This is a genomic window from Embleya hyalina (assembly GCF_003967355.1).
Classification (GTDB): Bacteria; Actinomycetota; Actinomycetes; order Streptomycetales; family Streptomycetaceae; genus Embleya; species Embleya hyalina.
This window is the reverse complement of the sequence record NZ_BIFH01000039.1, coordinates 1-20,722: the sequence shown is the minus strand read 5'-3', so window position 1 is coordinate 20,722 and position 20,722 is coordinate 1. Positions and strand designations below refer to the sequence as shown.

The 20,722-nt window shown below is 71.9% G+C and carries 19 protein-coding genes; 8 read left to right on the top strand and 11 right to left on the bottom strand.

The features are described 5' to 3' along the window. Nucleotides 1–110: 110 nt before the first annotated feature. Nucleotides 111–620: an inorganic diphosphatase gene (locus EMA17_RS39685; protein WP_126642091.1), complete on the top strand. Its 510-nt coding sequence runs from the start codon at nt 111–113 to the stop codon at nt 618–620. Nucleotides 621–781: 161 nt separating this feature from the next. Here the strand turns inward: EMA17_RS39685 and EMA17_RS39680 are convergent, their stop codons facing one another. Together EMA17_RS39680 and EMA17_RS39675 are read right to left on the bottom strand one after the other, a co-directional pair. Continuing rightward, complete coding sequence (locus EMA17_RS39680; RefSeq protein ID WP_126642090.1) at nt 782–2,383, bottom strand: amidohydrolase; 1,602 nt, start codon at nt 2,381–2,383, stop codon at nt 782–784. Then, nucleotides 2,380–3,969, bottom strand: coding sequence for an APC family permease (locus tag EMA17_RS39675; RefSeq protein WP_126642089.1), 1,590 nt, complete (start codon nt 3,967–3,969; stop codon nt 2,380–2,382). Before EMA17_RS39675 ends, EMA17_RS39680 begins: the two co-directional genes overlap by 4 nt. 153 nt (nt 3,970–4,122) lie before the next feature. Here EMA17_RS39675 and EMA17_RS39670 point away from each other — a divergent pair, with 153 nt between their 5' ends. The 4 genes from EMA17_RS39670 (at nt 4,123) to EMA17_RS39655 (ending at nt 8,574) form a co-directional block, all read left to right on the top strand. Continuing rightward, a complete protein-coding gene (locus EMA17_RS39670) occupies nt 4,123–4,740 on the top strand; it encodes a TetR/AcrR family transcriptional regulator C-terminal domain-containing protein (protein WP_126642088.1) in 618 nt (205 codons plus the stop codon). 128 nt (nt 4,741–4,868) lie between these two features. Further along, nucleotides 4,869–5,762: an urease subunit gamma gene (gene ureA / locus EMA17_RS39665; RefSeq protein ID WP_126642087.1), complete on the top strand. Its 894-nt coding sequence runs from the start codon at nt 4,869–4,871 to the stop codon at nt 5,760–5,762. A 17-nt stretch (nt 5,763–5,779) separates the two neighbouring features. Continuing rightward, nucleotides 5,780–7,453, top strand: a complete 1,674-nt coding sequence (locus EMA17_RS39660; protein ID WP_126642086.1) for an urease subunit alpha — start codon at nt 5,780–5,782, stop codon at nt 7,451–7,453. An 86-nt stretch (nt 7,454–7,539) separates the two neighbouring features. Beyond that, nucleotides 7,540–8,574, top strand: coding sequence for an agmatine deiminase family protein (locus EMA17_RS39655; protein WP_126642085.1), 1,035 nt, complete (start codon nt 7,540–7,542; stop codon nt 8,572–8,574). Between the two features lie 45 nt (nt 8,575–8,619). On the opposite strand, the gene EMA17_RS39650 is transcribed toward EMA17_RS39655, so the two are convergent. Both EMA17_RS39650 and EMA17_RS39645 read right to left on the bottom strand, forming a co-directional pair. Beyond that, nucleotides 8,620–9,147, bottom strand: a complete 528-nt coding sequence (locus EMA17_RS39650) for a hypothetical protein (RefSeq protein ID WP_126642084.1) — start codon at nt 9,145–9,147, stop codon at nt 8,620–8,622. Nucleotides 9,148–9,376: 229 nt separating this feature from the next. Next, entirely contained in the window at nt 9,377–9,688 is a 312-nt protein-coding gene (locus EMA17_RS39645; RefSeq protein WP_126642083.1) for a 4a-hydroxytetrahydrobiopterin dehydratase, read from the bottom strand. A 179-nt stretch (nt 9,689–9,867) separates the two neighbouring features. Here EMA17_RS39645 and EMA17_RS39640 point away from each other — a divergent pair, with 179 nt between their 5' ends. Together EMA17_RS39640 and EMA17_RS39635 are read left to right on the top strand one after the other, a co-directional pair. Then, the gene (locus EMA17_RS39640) at nt 9,868–10,506 is read left to right on the top strand and encodes a TetR/AcrR family transcriptional regulator (RefSeq protein WP_126642082.1); all 639 of its coding nucleotides are present in this window, start codon (nt 9,868–9,870) and stop codon (nt 10,504–10,506) included. A 51-nt stretch (nt 10,507–10,557) separates the two neighbouring features. Continuing rightward, nucleotides 10,558–11,283 carry a hypothetical protein gene (locus EMA17_RS39635; RefSeq protein ID WP_126642081.1) on the top strand — a complete coding sequence of 242 codons (726 nt, stop codon included), beginning with the start codon at nt 10,558–10,560 and terminating at the stop codon, nt 11,281–11,283. A 22-nt stretch (nt 11,284–11,305) separates the two neighbouring features. Here the strand turns inward: EMA17_RS39635 and EMA17_RS39630 are convergent, their stop codons facing one another. The 7 genes from EMA17_RS39630 to EMA17_RS39600 all read right to left on the bottom strand — a co-directional run bounded on the left by EMA17_RS39630 (nt 11,306) and on the right by EMA17_RS39600 (nt 19,715). Then, the gene (locus EMA17_RS39630) at nt 11,306–12,715 is read right to left on the bottom strand and encodes a TerD family protein (RefSeq protein WP_126642080.1); all 1,410 of its coding nucleotides are present in this window, start codon (nt 12,713–12,715) and stop codon (nt 11,306–11,308) included. Nucleotides 12,716–13,283: 568 nt separating this feature from the next. After that, nucleotides 13,284–13,934: a response regulator gene (locus EMA17_RS39625; RefSeq protein WP_126642079.1), complete on the bottom strand. Its 651-nt coding sequence runs from the start codon at nt 13,932–13,934 to the stop codon at nt 13,284–13,286. After that, the gene (locus tag EMA17_RS39620; protein ID WP_160161728.1) at nt 13,931–15,067 is read right to left on the bottom strand and encodes a sensor histidine kinase; all 1,137 of its coding nucleotides are present in this window, start codon (nt 15,065–15,067) and stop codon (nt 13,931–13,933) included. The genes EMA17_RS39625 and EMA17_RS39620 overlap by 4 nt, the downstream gene beginning before the upstream one ends. A 115-nt stretch (nt 15,068–15,182) precedes the next feature. Further along, nucleotides 15,183–17,747 carry an ABC transporter permease gene (locus tag EMA17_RS39615; RefSeq protein ID WP_126642077.1) on the bottom strand — a complete coding sequence of 855 codons (2,565 nt, stop codon included), beginning with the start codon at nt 17,745–17,747 and terminating at the stop codon, nt 15,183–15,185. A gap of 9 nt (nt 17,748–17,756) precedes the next feature. Beyond that, nucleotides 17,757–18,593: an ABC transporter ATP-binding protein gene (locus EMA17_RS39610; protein WP_246127201.1), complete on the bottom strand. Its 837-nt coding sequence runs from the start codon at nt 18,591–18,593 to the stop codon at nt 17,757–17,759. Between the two features lie 142 nt (nt 18,594–18,735). Then, on the bottom strand, nt 18,736–19,056 hold the full coding sequence (locus tag EMA17_RS39605; protein ID WP_126642076.1) for a DMT family transporter: 321 nt from the start codon (nt 19,054–19,056) through the stop codon (nt 18,736–18,738). Further along, nucleotides 19,056–19,715: an FMN-dependent NADH-azoreductase gene (locus tag EMA17_RS39600; protein WP_126642075.1), complete on the bottom strand. Its 660-nt coding sequence runs from the start codon at nt 19,713–19,715 to the stop codon at nt 19,056–19,058. Before EMA17_RS39600 ends, EMA17_RS39605 begins: the two co-directional genes overlap by 1 nt. A gap of 155 nt (nt 19,716–19,870) precedes the next feature. Between EMA17_RS39600 and EMA17_RS39595 the strand changes: the two genes are divergently transcribed. Further along, entirely contained in the window at nt 19,871–20,509 is a 639-nt protein-coding gene (locus tag EMA17_RS39595; RefSeq protein ID WP_126642074.1) for a TetR/AcrR family transcriptional regulator, read from the top strand. The last annotated feature ends 213 nt before the right edge of the window (nt 20,510–20,722 follow it).

The window sequence follows — 20,722 nt, the reverse complement described above, 5'->3', positions numbered from 1 at the left end:
GCTTCACGTGCGTAACGGCCCGGTGACGTGGGAAAGTCCTCGGACGGTACGTCGGGAATACGGAATGCCGCGCATATCGGGTCTTGATCCATAGCCGCTAAGGAGCCGTCGTGGAGTTCGACGTCGTTGTGGAAATTCCTGCGGGCAGTCGGAACAAGTACGAGATGGATCGCCGCACGGGACGCATCAGGCTCGACCGCATGTTGTTCACGTCCACCGCCTATCCCGCCGATTACGGCTTCGTGCATCGCACCCTGGGCGGCGACGGCGGCCCGCTCGACGTGCTGGTGCTGCTGGACGAGCCGACCTTTCCGGGCTGTTTGATTCGCTGCCGCACGGTCGGGATGTTCGTGATGAGCGACGAGAAGGGTCCGGACGAGAAGGTGTTGTGTGTACCCGCCCGCGATCCGCGGCGACACGCGATACAGGACATCGCCGATGTCCCGGCCTTCCAATTGAACGAGATCGCGCACTTCTTCGAGGTGTACAAGGACCTCGAACGCGGCAAATCGGTGGAGGGTTCGCACTGGGAGGGGCGGGACGCCGCGGAGAAGGAGATCGTGGCGGCGTATGAGCGGCGCGAACTGGACACGGGGGATTGGGCGTTCGAGGGGCGTTGAGGGCCGGCCGGCGCGGCGCCGGCCGGCGGCGGGGCCGGTCCGGACGGGTCGGGTCGAGGTGCGGGCGACCCGGCCCGACCGGGAGCGGTCGAGCCGGGTCGGGCCGGGCCGGGTGCGCGGGGTGCGGCGGCCGCGGTGGGTGTTTCGGACGCGTCGGAGGGCTAGGCCCGGTATACGACTCGGCCCGCGACCACCGTCGCGGTGACCGGGAGTTCCGGCAGGTCGTCGGGTGGGCAGGTCAGCGGGTCGCCGCCGAATACGGTCAGGTCGGCCCGGCAGCCGACGGCGATCCGGCCGGCCGTCGTCTCCTCGCCCGCCGCGTAGGCCGCCTGCGTGGTGTAGCCGGCCAGGGCCTGGCGGGCGGTGAGGCCGACCGCGGCCCCGTACGCCGCTCGGTCGATCTCGCCCGCCGGGCGGCGCAGCTGGGCGCCGGCCAGGGTGCGTCGCGGGTCGAACGCGGCCACCGGCCAGTCCGAGCCGAGCGCGACGTGCCCGCCGGCGGCCAGGATGTCCGCGCACCGCCAGGCCCTGGCCGCCCGCTCCGGTCCCACCCGGCGCGACCAGTTGTCGGACTGGTCGGGCAACGACCAGTCCATGTGTGTCGGCTGCATCGACGCCACCACGTCCAGCGCGGCGAAGCGCGGTACGTCGGCGTCGCTCAACACCTCGGCGTGCTCGATGCGATGCCGGGTGCCGAACGGCGCGGCGTGCTTGGCGTACACGTCCAGGGCGCGGGCCACCGCCCGGTCGCCGATCGCGTGCGTCCACGCCGGCAGGCCCGCGTGGGCGGCGATGGCGACCGCCTCGGCGTAGCGGTCGAAGTCCTTCCACTGGGACCGGTGCGACTGGCCGCAGCAGTCCGGCTCGTGCAGCCACGCGCCGCCGCCGTCGATCGCGCCGTCGGCGAAGAACTTGATCGCGGCGAGCTCGACCAGCCCGTCCGGCCCGCCCAGGGAGCGCAGTTCGCTGATGCGCTGGGCCAGGTTGTCCACCTCGCCCGGCGGACACCACGGCGCGAGGTGGACCCGCATACTCAACCGCCGCTCGGCGTCCAGCCCGGCCAGCGTGTCGACGGTGCCCGGCGCGTCGTCCAGGATGTGTACGCCGGTGACCCCGTGTCGGTTCTGCTCGGCGAACAACTCCTCGACCCGGGACAGCATTTCGCCGCGCGGCATCGGCGGTACCGCACGGTGGCCCAGGAAGCACGCGGTCATCTCGTGCAACTCGCCGGTCGGACCGCGCTCGTCGCAGACGATCTCGCTCCGGTCGGCGAACTCGCGCGGCCCGGTCAGTCCGGCCAGGCGCAGTGCGGCCGTGCTCAGCAGCGCGGTGTGGCTGTCCGACATCCAGACGAACGCGGGCCGACCGTCCACGGCGGCGTCGATCAGGTCGCGGTGGATGGCCCGGCCGGCGAACGCCGCGTACTCGCCCCCGAAACCGAGCACCCAGTCGTCCGGACCGCACGGCGCGGCCTGTTCGGCGAGGCGGCGCTGTACCTCGGCCAGGGTGACGGCGCCGACCAGGTCGGCCCCGCGAGTGCTGCCGGCGCCCATCACGGAGTGCTGGTGACAATCCGTCAGGCCGGGTGTGACGGTGTGTCCGATCGCCTCGACCACCTCGGTACGCGGGCCGATCAGCGCCCGGGCGTCGGCGCCGAGCGCGACGATCACCCCGTCGCGGACGGCGATCGCGTCCGTGACCGGTTGGTTCCGATCCATGGTCAGTACGTGCGCGTGAGGGACGACGAGGTCGGCGGTGGTCATGCGGTGCTCTCCACGGGGGTCGAGGGTTCGGGGTCGGTGCCGCCGTCGGCGAAGCTCGCGCCGACCCGCACCTTGTCCTGGGGGCGCTTGATCAGCAGGTACAGCACGCCGCTGCCGACCACGATGGCGATGCCGATGACGGCGGCCCACACCTGGTAGGCGGGGGCGTCCGGCGGCGCGAGGATCTTGCGCGGCCAGGCGATGTTGACGAATTCGAAGGCCAGCCAGGCGACGGCGAGCACGTTCAGCGGGGTGCCCCACCGGCCGAGCCGGACCAGGCCGGCGGGCGTCCAGGTGCCGCGCAGTCGGGCGATCAGCGCGGCCAGCGCGATCAGCAGGAACTGGAGATAGATCGCGGCGCTGCCGAAGGTGATCAGGCTGCCGATCGCGGAGGTGTCCAGCGCGAGCAGCAGGGCCGAGCAGCTGATCGCGGAGGTGATCAGCAGCGCGCCCACGGGGGCCTGCCGCCGGTTGATCCTTCGCAGCGCGCGGGAGGCGGGCAATACGTCGTCGCGGGAGACCGAGTACACCGCGCGCGCGGCGGACGCCTGGGAGGCGAGCGCACACGCGATGAAGGCGATGATCACCACCACCACGAAGGGTTTGGCCGACCACGAGCCGAACGAGTTCACCACCGCGGTGGTGACCGGGTCCAGGTCCTCGCCGTGCACCACCGCGGCCGGGTCGGGGTGGGCCAACTGCACGGCGACGGCGTTGAGTACGACCAGGCCGCCGACGCTGGTCAGCGTCCACCAGATCGCGCGGGGCACCTGGCGGGCCGCGTCCCTGGTCTCCTCGGAGGAGGCCACGCACGCGTCGAAGCCGATGAACGCCCAGCCACCGACCGCGAGCACGGTCAACAGGGCCGACGGGGTCGAGCCCCCGGACAGTGCCTGTGCGCCCATCGTCTCGGTGAGGATGCCGAAGCCGTTCTCCCGGAAGAGCAGGAGCAGCGCCAGACCCACCCCGAGCGAGGCCACCGCCTCGGCCGCGATGCCGGCGGCGAGGACCAGGCGCAGCACGTCGATGCCGAGCGCGTTGACGGCGGTACAGCAGAGCAGGAAGATCGCGGCCACCGCGACGATCCGGCCGGGTGTGGGCTCGGCGTCGAACAGCGCGAAGAACCAGGGTGCGCCCAGATAGACGATCGTGGTGTTGGCGAACACCACCGCGCACAGCGCCACCCATCCCGCGAGCCAGGCGTAGGTCGGCCCGAGCAGGCGGCGGGCCCACTGGTAGGCGCCGCCGGCGATCGGATACTGCGAGGCCAACTCGGAGTACACGCACATCAGCAGCGCCTGGCCGAGCAGCGCGACCAGGAGCACCCACACCCACGCGGGGCCGGCGACGGTGGCGCCGACCTGGACGACCGCGTACAGGCCCACCACGGGGGAGACCGTCGCGAAGCCGATGGCGAGGTTGCCCAGCACGCCGAGGCTGCGCTTGAGCTCCTGCTCGTATCCCAGCTCGCCGAGCCGTGCGGCGTCGTGGTCGGGCGCCTTGCCGGTGGTGGCCGGCGCCGACGGGGCGGTCGGTGGAGCGGCCGACGAGCCGGCCGTCGGTGGGCGAGAAGTGCCGTGGTTCATCGGGACCTCGCAGCGGGAACGAATAAAACTTACTTAGTTAGTTTGAGGACCATAGCCCCCGACCGGATGTAGGGGAAGAGGTGAATTCCGGCTAGGTTGGCGACGCGGAGTGACCGACGACGGCGCTCGCGAACGGCACGAGGTGAGCGCACGATGGGTCGACCCAACCGCCCCAAACTCGACCGGGAACTGATCGCCCGCGCGGCGGTGGATCTCGTCGACGAACACGGCATGGGCGCGCTGACCATGCGGGCGCTGGCCACCCGGTTGGACGTGCGGGGGCCGTCCCTGTACAACCACGTGTCGTCCAAGGAGGAACTGCTCGACGCGATCACCGTGGTGATCACGAGGGAGATAGACCGCGCCCCGCTGGACGACCCGGACTGGCGGGTCGGCATCGCCGCCTTCGCCCGCGGCTACCGCGCCGCGTACCTGCGCCATCCCGACGCGCTCCCGGTGATCGCCCGCCGACCGGTGTCCACGGAGCAGGCCCTGTCGGCCTACGACGCCGTCGCCCGCACGCTGACCCGCATCGGCCTGCCCCCGGCCGAGGCGGCCGAATTCTCGGCGGCACTCGACTACCTGGTGGTCGGGTCGGTGATCGAGACGTACGAGGAGGGTTTCACCCGGCCGGCCGAGGAGTATCGGGCCGAGTACCCGTCACTGGCCGACTCCCTGGCCGCGGGTGATCGCGACACCCTCAACGCCCGCGGCTTCGAGACGGGCCTGGGACTCCTCCTGGACGGCCTGGCGTCGCGTCTGGGGAACTGACCCCGCGGGCCGCCGGTCGAGGCGCACGGGGCGCCGGCCGCGGTGTCGGCGCCGGGCGAGGGACGTTGACAGTGTCGTATTGAATGCCGTTCAATCTGAATTGAACGGCATTCAATACGGAGGTTCGCATGCGGCTGACGCCCACGGAGCGGGATCGGTTGCTGATCTTCACCGCCGCCGAGCTGGCCCGGGCGCGGCGGGCTCGCGGGCTGCTCTTGAACGTGCCCGAGGCCACCGCGTTGATCGCGGACACGGTGTGTGAGGCGGCTCGGGACGGGGCGCGGCTGGCCGACGCGATCGAGGCCGGGCGTTCGGTTCTGGGTGTCGTCGACGTGTTGCCCGGGGTGGTGGACGTGGTGGCCGACGTCAAGGTCGAGGCGGTGTTCGACGACGCGACGCGACTGGCCGTGGTGACCGACCCGTTCCGCTCCGGCGAGCGCCCGCCGGTCGGTGCGGGCGAGGTGCACTGTCACGGGCACGGTTCGCGTTCGGGGGCGGTCGCGGCGCCGGTGTCCGGACCCGGTTCGCTCGGAGACGACGCGCCGGGGGCGGTGATTCCCGGCGGGCCCGCGGTCGACCCGTACGCGGATGCCGATCCGGTCCCGGTGCCGGTGACCAATACGTCCGAGGTGCCGATCAGCGTCACCTCGCACTTCCACTTCTTCGAGACCAACCCGCGCCTGCGCTTCGACCGGGCGGCGGGGTACGGACGTCGGTTGGCCATCCCGGCCGGCTCCACCGTGCGGTTCGATCCGGGCGCGACGGTCGAGGTACGGCTGGTGCCGATCGGCGGCGCGCGGGTCGCGATCGGCTTCGCGGGTTTGGTGGACGGGCCGTTGGACGCGCCGGGCGCGCGCGAGGAGGCGCTGCGTCGGGCGTACGCGTGCGGGTATCTGGGTGCGGAGCCGGCCGGCGGTGCGGATTCGGGCTCCGGTTCCGATCCGGCGGCGGGTTCCGGGACGGCGGCGGGCTCCGACGCGGTCCGGGGTTTCGGCGATGGTGGGGAGCGGGGTGCCCGGTGAGTGGCGGTGGTGATCCGATGGATCCGCGTGACTACGCGTCCACGTACGGGCCGCGGGCCGGGGATCGTGTGCGGCTCGGGGATTCCGGGCTGGTGATCGAGGTCGAGCACGACTCGGCGCTGCCGGGGGACGAGTTTCTCGCGGGCTTCGGGAAGACCGCCCGTGACGGGTTGCATCTGCGGGCGGTCGCGGTGCGCGACACCTGCGACGTGGTGATCTCCAACGTCGTGGTGATCGACGCGATCCAGGGCATTCGCAAGGTCTCGATCGGCATTCGCGAGGGGCGGATCGCCTCGATCGGGCGAGCCGGCAACCCGGATACCCAGGACGGCGTGGAGGTGGTCGTCGGCACCGGCACCACGATCGTCAGCGGTGAGGGGCTGATCGCCACCGCCGGCGCGATCGACACGCACGTGCACCTGCTTTCGCCGCGGATCATGGAGGCGTCGCTGGCGTCCGGGGTGACCACGCTGGTCGGTCAGGAGTTCGGGCCGGTCTGGGGGGTCGGGGTGAACTCGCCCTGGGCGCTGCGGAACGCGTTCGCGGCGTTCGACGCCTGGCCGGTCAACATCGCCTTCCTGGCCCGCGGTTCGTCGTCGGGTCGGGGGCCGCTGGACGAGGCGTTGATCGAGGGCGGGGCGTCCGGTTTCAAGGTGCACGAGGACATGGGCGCGCACGCCCGGGCCCTGGACACCGCGTTGCGGGTGGCCGAAGACCACGACGTACAGGTCGCGTTGCACACCGACGGCCTCAACGAGTGCCTGTCCGTGGACGACACGCTCTCCGTGCTGGACGGGCGGACGATCCACGCGTACCACATCGAGGGTTGCGGCGGCGGCCACGTGCCGAACGTGATGCGGATGGCCGGAGTGGCCAACGTGATCGGCTCCTCGACCAATCCGACGCTGCCGTTCGGGCGGGACGCGCTCGGCGAGCACTTCGGCATGATCGTCTCCGCGCACGGGCTCAAGACCGACCTGCCGGGCGACGCCGCGATGGCCCGGGACCGGATTCGGGCCGGGACGATGGGCGCCGAGGACGTACTGCACGACCTCGGGGTCATCCCGATCACCTCGTCGGACGCGCAGGGCATGGGGCGTGCGGGGGAGACCGTGCGGCGGACGTTCGCGATGGCCGGGAAGATGAAGTCGGAGCGCGGCGCCGAGCACGAACGGCACGACAACGCACGGGTCAAGCGCTACATCGCCAAGCTCACCATCAACCCGGCGATCGCGCACGGTCTCGCGCACGAGGTCGGCTCGATCGAGGTGGGCAAGATGGCCGACATCGTGCTGTGGCAGCCGCAGTGGTTCGGCGCGAAGCCGCAGTTGGTGCTGAAGAGCGGATTCCCGGCGTACGGCGTGGTGGGCGATCCGAACGCCTCCACCGACAACTGCGAACCGCTGGTCCTGGGACCGCAGTTCGGCGCGCACGGGGCGGCGCCGGCCGAATTGTCGGTGGCGTTCACCTCGCAGGCCGCCGCGGCGACGGGCGGCGACCTGATGCCGACGCGGCGTCGCCGGGTGGGTGTGCGGGGCACCCGGGGCATCGGTCCCGCGGCGATGATCCACAACAACCGCCTGGCGGAGGTCCGGGTCGCCGCGGACACCGGTCTGGTGACGATGGACGGCGAGCCCGTGATGTCGGAGGCCGCCGAATCGGTGTCGTTGAACCGGCTGTATTTCCTGTAGTGACCGTGATGCCAGTGATGCCCGTGATGCCCTTGGCGCCCGGAGCACCCGTGGTGCCAGCGGCTCCCGATGAAAGAAGTGACGAGATGACGAACACCCCCGTCGCCGACGGTTTTTCGATGCCGGCGGAGTGGGTGCCGCACGAGCGCACCTGGATGGCCTGGCCCAGCCGCAACGAGACATTCGCCGAGGAGGACCTGCACACCGCGCGCGCCGCGTGGGGCCGGGTCGCCGGGACGATCGCCCGCTACGAGCCGGTCACGCTGGTCACCGACCTGGGCGAGTCGGACACCGTGGCGCGCTACGTCGACCGGCCGCTCACCGTGCTGGAGAAGCCGCTCGACGACGCGTGGATGCGCGACATCGGGCCGACCTTCCTGACCGACGGCCGGGGTGGCATCGCCGCCGCCGACTGGGTGTTCAACGGGTGGGGCGCCCAGGAGTGGGCCTCGTGGGAGCACGACCGGCACATCGCGGAGCATGTGATCGAGGCGGCCGGCGTACGTCGGTACGTGTCGCGGATGGTCAACGAGGGTGGCGGCATCCACGTCGACGGCGAGGGAACGGTGTTGATCACCGAGACCGTGCAACTCGACGAGGGCCGCAACCCCGGGTGGACCAAGGAGCGGGTCGAGGCCGAGTTGAAGGCGTTCCTCGGTGTGCGGAAGGTGATTTGGCTGCCGCGCGGACTCACCCGCGACTATGGCCTGTACGGCACCCGGGGCCACATCGACATCGTCGCGTCGTTCGCTCGACCGGGCCTGGTCCTCGTCCACGTACAGCCCGATCCGGCACACCCGGACCACGAGGTGGGCAAGGAGAACGCGGCTCTGCTGCGCGCGGCCACCGACGCCGAGGGGCGTTCGCTCGAGGTGGTCGAGATCCCGGCGCCGACCGTGCTCGAAGCCCACGACGACTGGGTCGACTTCAGCTACATCAACCACTATGTGGCCAACGGCGCGGTGATCCTGTGCGCGTTCGACGACCCGCGCGACGAGGAGAACGCCGCGACCTTCGGCAAGCTCTTCCCGGGCCGCGCCATCGAACTCGTGGACGCCCGCGACATCTTCGCCAACGGCGGCGGCATCCACTGCATCACGCAGCAGCAGCCGAGGGTCTGACGGGCACGGCGGCGAGTGTCCGGCCGGCGCGCGGCCGGCCGGCGGTCAGTGTCGTGGTCGCGCCGACGCGTCGCCGGGGGCGGCTGCGGGTTCGCCCGGAGCGGTGGGTGGTTCGGCGGGCTTCGGGGTCGGGGCGGTGACGGCTCGACCGCGCTCGCCGGCGCCGAACGCGGCCAGGGCGAGCAGGAGTACGGCCAGGGCGACGGTGGTGACGGCCGGTATGTACCAGCCGGCGTCGGTCGCGGGTTCGATGAGCGCGGCCAGCGTCGCTATCCCACCCGCGTAGAGGAGGGCGCCCGCGAAGGCGGGCATGCCGCGCCGACCGGCGCCGGCGGCGACCGCGCCCGCGATCAGCGCGAGCAGCAGCAGCAAGCCGGACAGGCCGATCAGGGACGGCCCGAAGTCGTCCCCGGTGCAGCCGCGTTGTCCGAATTCGTCGCACGAGCCCAGGGCGGCGGCGCGGATCGCGTATGTCCCGATCAGCCAGCCCGCCGAGGTCGCTCCGGCGAACGGGAGGAGCCAACCGCGAAGGGAGGCCGGGACGGGGTGGGACGCCGGTGCGTCGGTGCTCATGGTCGGAGGCTAGGCGGCGCGCGGGACGCGCGGATGAACGGCCAGGAAGCGTGGAGTGAAGGCTGCGTGGCCCGGCGGGCGGGCGGACCGGATGGGGGCGAATGGGACCGGGAAAGGGCGGGGACGGGGCGGGGTCGGATCGGAAGGGAGCGGTTCGGGGTTCCGGGCCGACGGTGGGTCGATCCCGGCCCCTCGGCCCTCGGCCTCCCGCTCCCGCCGGGCGGTCGGGTCAGGTCTTGAGCGTTGCGCCGTGTGCGGTCGCGAAGGCGGCGATTCGGGCGGCGAAATCCGTGTCGGTGGCCGTGATTCGGTCGCCGGCGTCGTGGGTGGTCAGGGCGAAGGTCAGGGTGCCGTAGAGGATGGTGATCCGGGCATGGTGGTTCGCCTGGTCCTCGGCGGCGGCGACGGTCGCGTAGAAGGCGGGTACATCGGCGCGGGCGCAGGTGTACGTCGCGGTCAGTTCGCCGTCGGTGACCTGCCAGCCCGGGAGGTCGGCGAGGGCCTTGGTCAGCTCGGCGTCGGTGAGCGGCTGGGGTGCCACGGTGGATCCTCTCGTCGGAGGTGGGCGCGGACGCCGGGATCGCGAGCCGGCGGATGGCTCCGGTCGCGTCACCGGCTTTTGCCAGTATGGCGGCGTCGGTTCGCCGGGCGCGGTATTGAACGACGTTCTAACATGGTGGCAGGCGAGGTCCGCCGTCCAACGAACCAGGGGTGCCGAGCATGACGGGGACACGGCGCAAACGGCTGGAGCAGCCCAGGGAGGTGGTGCTCCAGGCGGCGATGGACGCGATCGCCGAACACGGGCTGGCACGGTTGACGATGGCGGGCCTGGGCAAGCGGATCGGGATCAGCGGCGGCCACGTCGCCTACTACTTCGGGTCCAAGGAGCAACTCCTGGTCGAGACGCTGCGCTGGAGCGAACAGGGATTCGCCGAGCGGCGCCGGGCCCTGCTGGGCGCGACCGAGGTGCCGCGCGCCGAGCGGCTGGCCGGCTACATCGACCTGTATCTGCCCGACGAGCGTGCCGACCCTCGCTGGACGTTGTGGCTGGAGGTGTGGACCCGCTCCCTGGCCGACCCGGACGTGTCGGCCGCGAGCGCGGAGATCGAGGGCCCGTGGGTCGCGGACCTGCGGGCGATGATCGCGCCGCACCCGGACCCCGACGGCTACGTGTTGCGCCTGCACGCGCTGCTCGACGGACTGGCCACCCGGATCGTGATCGGCGCGCCCGGTCCGTCCCGGGCCGAGATGGTTCGGCAGGCGACCGAGTTCGCGGTACGCGAGGCGGGCGTCGCTCCGGCCGTCGAGCCGGTCGCCGAGCCGGGTGCGGACCCCCGTACGAACCACACGGACAGGTGATCGCGGGCCGAATCCCGCCCGCCCGGCGCGGCCCGGTCGCATCGTGGACGGATGAAGTGGTGGCAGAACCCGAAACTGCTCGCGGTGCTCGGCACGGTGTTGGCCGTGTTGGTGGCCGTCGGTCTGGCCCATCGCGACGGCCTCGCCGAGAGCGGTCCGGCGACGGCCGAGGGGGCGCCGGTCGGCGCGGTCGCGGCGGCGTCCCCTCAGGCGTCCCCGAACACCTCGGCTGCTCCGACCGCTTCGACGCCCGCGTCGCCCGCGAGCCCTCGGGCGACGAAGCTCGCGTCCGTGCCGAGGAATGTGCTGCCCGACCTGGTCGGCGCGGACCTGCAGGAGGCGTGGGACGGCGCCCGCCGGGCCGGCTACCGGTTCGTCACCTCGCACGACGCGAGCGGGCGGGGGCGGCGGCAGTTCATCTTCAGCAGTTGGAAGGTGTGCGACCAGAGTCCCGATCCGGGGCCGCTGGACAGGGAACTCCGGGTCGAGCTGGGCGTGGTCCGGCACGACGAGAAGTGCCCCACCGGCGCGGCGCCGACCAGCGAGCCCAAGGTGGTCGACGGTCGGATGCCGAACCTGGTGGGGCGCAGCGTCATCGTCGTGCGGCGCGGCCTGCGCGGTGACGCGCACATCGACGTGGACGACCTCGGCGGCGGGCGGCCGGTGCTCATCGAGACGCACTGGGTCGTCTGTACCCAGCGCCCGGCCGAGGGGCAGCCGGTGCCGGACACGGTGGGGGTGGGTGTGGTGAAGTACGGCGAACACTGCCCGGGTTGACGCCCGGGCCCGGCCGCCGTCGTCAGTGCTCCAGCGCCTCGCGGGCCGGGTCGACCAGCTTGCGTACCGTGCGGCCGTCGGCGAACCGGCCCAGCGCGGTCATCGTCCAGATCGGCCCCTCGCGGACCAGCTTGCACATCAGCACACCGGTGCGGGGTTCGGAGCCGGACAACTCGAAGCGCACCAGTTCGGCGTCGGTGGTGTCGTCGACGAGGCGGCAGAAGGCGCGGGAGACCTCGGTGAACTTCTGGCCCAGGAACGAGTTCACGGTGAAGACGAGGCCGGTGACGTGCGGCGGGAGTGCGTCGAGGCGGACCACGATCGACTCGTCGTCGCCTTCGCCCTCGCCGGTCAGGTTGTCGCCGGTGTGCCTGATCGCGCCGTCGAGGCCGGACAGTTTCATGAACCAGACCGTGACCACCTTCCTGCCGTGCGCGTCGAAGGCGATGCAGGAGGCGTCCAGGTCGATGCTGCCGCCGGACTTGGCCGGGTCCCAGCCCAGTCCCATGCGGACTCGGGTCAGCGCCGGCGCGCCGGTCTTGACCAGTGACACCGACTGGCCCTTGCGCAGGCTGACCCGGCCCTTGTCGAGGTTGATCGGCGTGTCGGTGCGGTTGGCGGTGCCGGTGCCGGTGGGCAGGGGGGCGGTACGGGCCTCGACGGTAGCCGGCGTCGGGGCCGGGGGCGGCGGCGGGGGTTGCACGGGCTGCGCCTGCACCGGGCGGCGTGGGATCGGCGGCGGGATCGGCGCGGGCCTGGGCGGCTCGTGCGGAAGCAGCGGGGCGACCGGCGTGGTCGGAGTGTCGTCGTACGCCGAGGGCTCGGGGTGGGTGGGTGGCACGTCCGCGTATCCGGCCGGCTCGGGGCGGCTCGGCGTCGGCGTCGGCGGCTGCGGGCGGGTGGGCGGCGGGGTGGGTTCGTCGTCGACGGAGACGCCGAAGTCGGTGGCGATGCCCGCGAGTCCGTTGGCGTAGCCCTGGCCGACCGCGCGCACCTTCCACGCGCCGCCGCGCCGGTACAGCTCGAGCAGCACCAGCGCGGTCTCGCGGCCCAGGCCGTGCGGGGTGAACGTGACCAGCGCCTCGCCGGACGGGTCGCGCACGGTCGCGGTGGGCGGGGCGGTGCCGCCGAAGGTGACCGGTGCGCCCGGGCCGCCGTCCAGGCTCAGCGTCACCATGATCGTCTGTACGTCGGCCGGCACGGCGGTGGTGTCCACGTGCACCGCGGCCGGTCGACCGGGGCCGGCCGCCAGATATCGGACGCCGGTTCCGTTCGGCTGGTTGTAGAAGACGAAGTCGGCGTCGGAGCGCACCTTTCCGGTCCCGGCGAGCAGCAGCGCCGAGACGTCCACCGGTGCCGTGAAGGCGACCTCCACCACCACGGCGGCCACCGCCAGTGGGCAGTTGCCGCCCTTCGAGAGCGTCACCGACATGCGCACCCCTCCGGTTCACGGACCCCACCGGGCCGGCCGGTACGAGATTACCGACGCCAAGCCCCCACCGCAGCGAACCAGCCCACGACCCCCGCCCCACCCACAACCCCACACCCCGAACCCCCAACCACCCCCACTCCCTCCGCCGCCGGTCGGCCTCTACCGCCGACCCGCTTCCGCTGCCGGCCTTCCCCGTCAACCCTCCGGCGCCCGCCATCCACGTCTGCCGGCTCCACAACCCGCCCGCCGGACCGCCCACTCACCCGCAGCCCCTCAACCGGCGGCGTCCGGCGCCCGTTCACCTGCCGACACTCCGCCGCCCGCCCGCCCGCCCGCCCGCCTGCTTGCCGCCCGGCCGCCCGCTTGCCTGCCGCCGGTTCACCTTGCTGCCGGCCCACCCCGCCCACCCTCCGGCGCCCGGCACCCACATCCGCCGGCCCGCAACCCGGACGCCGGACCGCCCACTTGCTCGCAGCCCCCTCAACCGCCGGCGCCCATTCACCCGCCTTCGGGACTCCGTCGGCCGCCCGCTCGCCGCCCGCGCGCCCGCTGCCGGTCGCCCCCGCCTCTACCGGCGGATCAGTCCCGCGTCATATGCCAACAGTCCTGCCTGGGTGCGGTTGGTGCAGGCGAGTTTGGTGAGCATTCGGGAGACGTAGCTCTTTACGGTGGTTTCGCTGAGGAACAGGCGCTCGGCTGTCTGGGCGTTGGACAGGCCCTCTCCGATGCAGGTCAGTACCTCGATTTCGCGTTCGGTCAGGGACGCGACGGCCAGGGCCGCGCGTTCGCGGGCGGCGTTGCGGCCGGAGGAGGCGGTCACCAGGTCGCGGGTCACCGCCGGGGACAGGACGGTGTGGCCGTCCATGGCCACCCGGACCAGGCCGATCAGGTCCTCCGGCGGGGTGTCCTTGAGCAGGAAGCCGGCCGCGCCCGCGTGCAGGACGCGCAGGATGTACTGCTCCAACCCGAACGTGGTCAGCACGATCACCCTGGGGGCGCCCGGCAGGTCGACGATCTGTTCGATGGCGGTCAGGCCGTCCACCCCCGGCATGTGCAGGTCCATCAGGACCAGGTCGGGCTTATGGCGCAGGACCGACTCGACCGCCTCGGCGCCGTCGTACGCCTCGCCGATCACCTCGATGTCGTCGGCCACGCCGAGAATCGTGCGCAGGTGGGCACACACCATACGTTCGTCGTCGACGAGCAGGACGCGGATCATGCGGGGTCTCCGGTGGTCGTGGTCGTGGCGCCGGCGGGCAGTATGGCCAGCAATTCGTATCCGCCGTCGGGCAGCGGGCGGGTGCGCAACGTCCCGGCCACCAACTCGACCCGCTTGCGCAGACCGAGCAGGCCGCTGCCGCCCGAACCCAGGGCGACGTCCACCGCCCGGGTGGGAGCCGAGTTTCGCACGGTGATCCGGACCTCGTCGCCCACGTAGTGCAGGCGGATGTCCACCCCCGCCCCCGGCGCGTGTTTGTGCACGTTGGTCAGCGCCTCCTGGACCACCCGGTAGGCGGCCCGGCCGACCACGGGCGAGGTCGGGTGCGGCTTGCCGAGGGTGACCAGGTCGACCGGGATGCCCGCCGAGCGCGAATCGGCCACCAGATCCGAGACGTCGAGCACCGCGCGCGGGCCGACCACCACCGAGCCCATCTGCCGCTCCGATCGGGTGACCGCGACCAGCCCGCGCAACTCCTCCAACGCCTTGCAACCCACCAGGCGCAACTCCTCCGCCGACGCCCGTACGTCCTCGTCCCGGGCGCGGGTGCGCAGCGCGCCCGCCTGGAGCACCATGAGGCTGACCCGGTGGGTGATCACGTCGTGCATCTCGCCCGCGATCCGGGCCCGTTCCTCCATCCGCACCCGCTCGAAACCCAACTCGCGCTCCCGAACCACCCGTTCGGCCCGATCCGCGCGCAGTCTGCGGCGCGCGGCGACGTAGAGGCCGAGCAGGACCGGGACCAGCGCGAGGCCCGCGCCGGTGACGATGTTCAGCGGGCGCGGATAGCTCCACGGTTGTGTGGTCGTCACCACCAGCGCCCCGATCAGCCCCCACGCGCGCCGTCGGTCCTCGATACAGGCTCCCGCGGCATAGGCCGCGAAGTAGAGCACATGGGTCGGATACACCAGTCCCACCGCACAGATCGCGGCGCCCGAGCCGAACGGCGCACGTCTGCGGTACAGCAGCAGCGCGCCGCTCAGCACCGCGCTCGCCTGGTGCAGGTACGGCCAGTCGACCAGGCCGGCGTCGCGCCCCATGCGCAGCGTCAGTCCCAGGGCGACGGCGATCGCCGCGACCAGCACGTCGAACCCGAACGAGCGGCGACTCGCCCACCAGGCGCGAATGCTCACCCGGTCACGGTAACCGGCCCCGGGCGCGGGTCGCACGAACGGCACCGGCGGTGCGCCGGCACAGGAGGCCGGCGCACCGCCGCAGGTCGTGGGACCGTCGATCATCGGCCTGCGGTCATTCCGTGGAGATCGCGGCCAGCACGTTCATCCGCGACGCCCGCAGCGCGGGCAGCAGGGCGGCGAGCAGGCCGACCACTCCGGCGCCGACGACCACCGCGGCGATCGTCCCCCACGGGACGGTCAGCACGTCGAGGCCCTGCGAGGCGAGCATGCGCTGCGCCGCGACACCCCAGCCCACCCCGAGCGCCAGCCCCAGGACCGCGCCGAACACGGCGATCACCGCCGACTCCAGGCGGATCATCCGCCTCAGCTGGATTCGCGACATGCCGATCGCGCGCAGCAGTCCGATCTCGCGCGTGCGCTCGATCACGGACAGCGCCAGGGTGTTCACCACCCCCAGGATCGCGATGATGATCGCCAGCCCGAGCAGGCCGTAGACGAGTCGCAATATCACGTTGGTCTGATCCTGCACGGTCTGCTTGTAGTCGGCCTGGTCGCGCAGTTGCACCTGCGGGTAGGGCTTGAGCGCGGCTTCCAGCGCGGCCCGCACGGTCGAACTCTTCGCCCCGTCGGCGACGTTGGCCATGATCACCGAGTCGAGCAGGTCCGGGACGAGCTTGGCCAGCGTGTCCAGGCCGACCGCGCCGGAGCCGGCGCTCGCGATGCCGATGCCCTCGTCGTCGATCACCGCGCCGACCCGCAACTCGGCGGTCCGGCCGTTGGGCGTGCGCAGCGTCACCGTGCCGCCGACGCCCAGGTCGTGCTTCTTCACATAGGACTTGGGCAGCGCGATCCGACCCGGGGCGAGCCCGTCGGGGGCGGTGCCGGCGGTGTACTTCTGCTTCAGCATCGCGTCGATGCCCGGATCGGCCCCGGTCACCGTGATGGTCTCGGACGATCCGTCGAACAGGACCTTCGCCTCGGTCTCGCGCTGGCGCACCACATTGCTCACGCCGGACACCTTGCGCACCGTCTCGGCCACGTCGTGCGAGAAGTTCAGCCCGCCGGTGCTTTCGAGGGTGTAGTCGGCGCCCAGGCGCTGGTCGATCTGCTTGCCCACCGAGTCCTTCATCGACGTGGCCACCACGGACAGCGAGGCGACCAGCGCCACGCCGATCATCAGCGCGGCGGCGGTGGCGCCGGTGCGGCGCGGATTGCGCAGCGCGTTTTCCCGGCTGAGCCGGCCGACCGCGCCGAACAGGCGCGGGAACGCGCCGGCCAGCCACGGGATCACTGCGCGGGCCAGCACCGGCCCGAGCACGATGAAGCCGACGAGGGTGCCGACCAGGCCGCCGGCCAGGGCGAGCCCGTGCGCCGCGTCCAGCTTGGTCGCGGAGGCGCCGACCGCCAGGCCGATCGCGCCGAGAGCGGTGACCGCGGTGCCGCCGACGGCGCGCCCGCGCAGCGACTTCACGGGTGGCGCGCCGGCCTCGCGCAGCGCCGCCATCGGGCTGACCCGGGCCGCCCGGCGCGCGGGCAGGTAGGCGGCGACCAGGGTCACCACGACCCCCACCGCGTAGGCGATGATCGGCGTCGCGGGTTCGATCACCAACGGGGCGCCCTTGAGGTCGACTCCGAGCGACTTCATCAGCGTCAACAGGCCCTGGGCCAGGCCGAGTCCGCCGAGCAGACCCAGCGTGGAGCCGACCACCGCGAGCAGCGTCGCCTCCACCAGTACCGAACGGTTCACGTCGGCCCGACCGGCGCCGATCGCGCGCATCAGGCCCAACTCGCGCGTGCGCTGGGCGACCAGCATCGAGAAGGTGTTGAAGATCAGGAACGTGCCGACCAGGAGCGAGACACCGGCGAAGCCGAGCAGCGCGTACTTGATCACGTCGAGCGCCTGGCTCAGATCGGCCGAGGCGTCGTCGGCCTCCTCCGCGCGGGTCCTGACGTCGACGCCCGCGCCCAGCTTGGCCACGACCCGCGCCTTCAGCTCCTTCTGGTCCACGCCGGGCTCGGCGGTCAGCGATACCGAGGTCACCACGCCCGGCTTGCCGAGCAGCCGATCGCGGGCGGCGGCGCCGTCCAGGAACAACATCGTCGTGCCGGGGTTGATGGACTTGAAGTCGGCCAGGCCGACCACGGTCGCGTCGAACGCGCCGGGCGCGGCGACCACGTGCACCTTGTCGCCCAACCGCACCTTGTTGTGGTCGGCCGAGTCGCTGTCCAGGATCACCTCGCCGGGACCCTGTGGCGCCTTCCCGCGCTTGAGCACGACGGAGGACTGCTTGGTGGGGAACCAGTCGGCGGCCTGCACCTGGGGATCCGAGGTCAGCCCGACCTTCTTGCCCTTCCCGTCGACCACGATCACGTTGGTGACCGTGATGTCGGGATGCGCGTCGGCCACGCCCGGCACCGAACGGGCGGCGGCCACGGTCGAGTCGGGCACGGTCGGCTGCTGGCCGCTCTTGCCGAGCCGGTCCTCCCGGAACTCCTTCTTCGGTTTGACCGTGACATCGGCCGCGGCGGTGCGCGAGAGGTCGTTGAACGTCTTGCCGATCGTGTCCGTGAACATCAGCGTCCCGGCCACGAACGCGACCGAGAGCAGGATCGCCAGCGCGGACAGGATCATCCGTGCCTTGTGGGCGAGGAAGCTGCGGAGCGTCGCCTTGAGCATGTCGGCGCCTCAGTTCGCGGAGCGGGCGAAGCGCTGCATGCGCGCGAGCACCGTGTCGGAGGTCGGCGACAACATTTCGTCCACGACCCGACCGTCGGCCAGGAACAACACCCGATCCGCGTAGGAGGCCGCGTTCGGGTCGTGGGTGACCATCACGATGGTCTGGCCCAGGTCGTTGACGCTGCTGCGGAGGAAGGCGAGCACCTCGGCGCCGGAGCGCGAGTCGAGGTTGCCGGTCGGCTCGTCGCCGAAGATGATCTGCGGTTTGCTCGCCAGCGCGCGGGCGCACGCGACCCGCTGCTGCTGGCCGCCGGACAACTCGCTCGGCCGGTGCTTGAGCCGGTCGCGCAGGCCGACGGTCTCGATGACGGTGTCGAGCCAGCCCTTGTCGGGCTTGACCCCGGCGATGTCCATCGGGAGCGTGATGTTCTCCAGCGCGGTGAGCGTGGGCAGCAGGTTGAACGCCTGGAAGATGAAGCCGATTCGATCCCGCCGCAACCGGGTCAGGTCCCGGTCCTTGAGCCCGGTGATCTCGGTGTCCCCGATCCAGCTGTGGCCGAAGGTCACCGAGTCGAGGCCGGCCAGGCAGTGCATGAGGGTGGACTTGCCGGACCCGGACGGGCCCATGATCGCGGTGAACCGGCCGCGACCGATCTCCACGTCGACCTCGTCGAGCGCGACCACGCGGGTCTCGCCCTCGCCGTACCACTTGGTCAGCCCTCGGGCACTGGCCGCACTGCCCTTGGCCCGATCCTCGTGATCGATGCGCCGGTACGCGTCGGGTTCGGCGGGCCCACCCGACGGGGAGGTCGGGGTCGGGGGGCGCCGGCGGTTTCCGGGAGACATGCGGGGTGCTCCTTGCGATGGGGGTCCTGATACCTCCCCAGCCTTCGCCCCGGGCGGGTACCCCCGATAGCCGCGAACGTGGCCACCGCTGTCACTAAAGTTGCATCCGAGATTGCCTTTGTTGTCGAACAGTCGCCCGCCCTCACGCCGTCGACGTCAGCCGGGCCAGCACCAACCCGCCCACGATCAGCGCCAGCGCCGCGATCCGTCCCGCGCTCGGCGCGTCGTGCTGGATCGTGATGCCGAGGGTGATCGCGCCGACCGTGCCGATCCCGGTGAACGCGGCGTACGCGGTGCCCACCGGCAGGTCCCGCATGGCCACGGACAGCAGATAGACCGCCGTCGCGCCGAGCAGGAAGCAGATCACGGTCGGCAGCGGCTTGGTGAATCCCTCGGTCGGCTTGATGCTCTGCGACCACACGACCTCGACGAGGCCCGCCGCGAGCAGGATCAACCAGGCCATCAGTACCCCTCCACGAGTGAGCGTCCCAGCTCCGCGGCGCGCTCCAGCGCCTCCGCGTGCGAGGAACGGTGCTGCTCGAGTCGCTCGGACAGCGCCGGGTCGACGAGCGAGTTGGTCAGTTCGGTACCGAGCACGATCGCGTCCGTGACGGCGTAGTGCCCGGTGAAGAAGTCCAGGAGATAGCGCGTCTGGTGGTCGAACGGCGCCCGAGGGGTGCCCGGCAGGTAGGACCCGCCGCGTGCGGAGGCGACCACGAAACGACGCGGCGCGAGCGACATCTTCGGGAAGGTGACCTGGTCGATCCACGCCTTGAGTTGCGCGGACACGCCGAAGTTGTACATCGGTGCGCCGATCAACACGACGTCGGCGGCGACCAGTTCGGCCAACAGCGGCTCGACCGTGGCCCACGCCTTGCGCTGCTCGGGCGTACGCACGGCCTGCGGATAGTCGGCGATCGCGGTGATCCCCTCGCGCAACATCGTGTCGCAGATCTCGGTCCACGCCTGGTCGATCGGCGGGACCGGCCGCGCGGTGAGGTCCCGGTAGGTGTACTCGGCGTCCGAGCGCGAGGAGCGCCAGGCATCGGCGAAGGCGGCGCCCAGGGTTCGCGAGAACGAGTCGGCGCGGGCGCTGGAGTCGAGGTGGAGCAGGCGAGGCATGGTCACTCCCGAGATCTAAGTGGACGGGCTGTCCGCTTCATCGGTGAGACCGTAACAGGTAAGCGGACGGGTCGTCCACTTAATCGATCGCGCCGGTCCGGAACTGCTCGGGATTAAATGGACGCACCGTCCACTTGCTGGTTAGGGTGGGGATCATGACGAAACGCACCGACTTGCTCACCGGTCTCCCGGTCGCCGCGGACGGTGCGGCGCCGCCACGGGAACGTGCGGACGCCGCCCGCAACCGGGCCCGCGTGCTGGCCGCGGCCGAGGAGCTGTTCGCGACCGGCGATCCGGCCGAGGTCACGATGGAGGACATCGCCAAGGCGGCCGGCATCGGCCGCGGCACGCTCTACCGCCGCTATCCGGACCGGGCCTCCATCGCCCGCGCCCTCCTCGACGAACACGAGCGCGCGCTGCAACACGAAATCCTGCGCGGCGCACCGCCGTTGGGCCCGGACGAGCCGGATCCCGCGGCCCGCCTGGCGGCCTTCTACGCGGCGATGGTCGACCTCCTGGAGCGGCACGTACACCTGCTCCTGGGCGCCGAGACGGGCAGCGCCCGCTACCGGACCGGCGCGTACGCGTTCTGGCACACGCACGTGCGGATCCTGGCCGCCGGCACGGCCGACCCGACCACCCTGGCCGACGTGCTTCTGGCCCCACTGGCCCCGGAGTTGTACCGGCGACAACGCGACCAGGGCATCGACCCGGGGCGAATCACGGCGACACTGGCGGGCTTGGCGTATGCGATGTTGCCGGCGGCTGTGGGGGAGGGGGTGGTGGGGGAGTGACGGGGTGAGGCCGGGCCTGATGCGGTGAGTTGGTCGAGGGGGTTGGGTGGGGGTGGTGGGGTCGTGAGGTGAGGGAGGTGGGTGGGGCAGGCCCGGGCGTCGGGGGAGCGAGGTGAGCGGGGTGGAGCAGCAGGGTCGCAAGGTGCGGGTGTGGGGGAGTCGGAGTCGGAGTGCGGGCCAGTTGGGTAGCCGGAGTCGTGGAGGGAGAGTGGT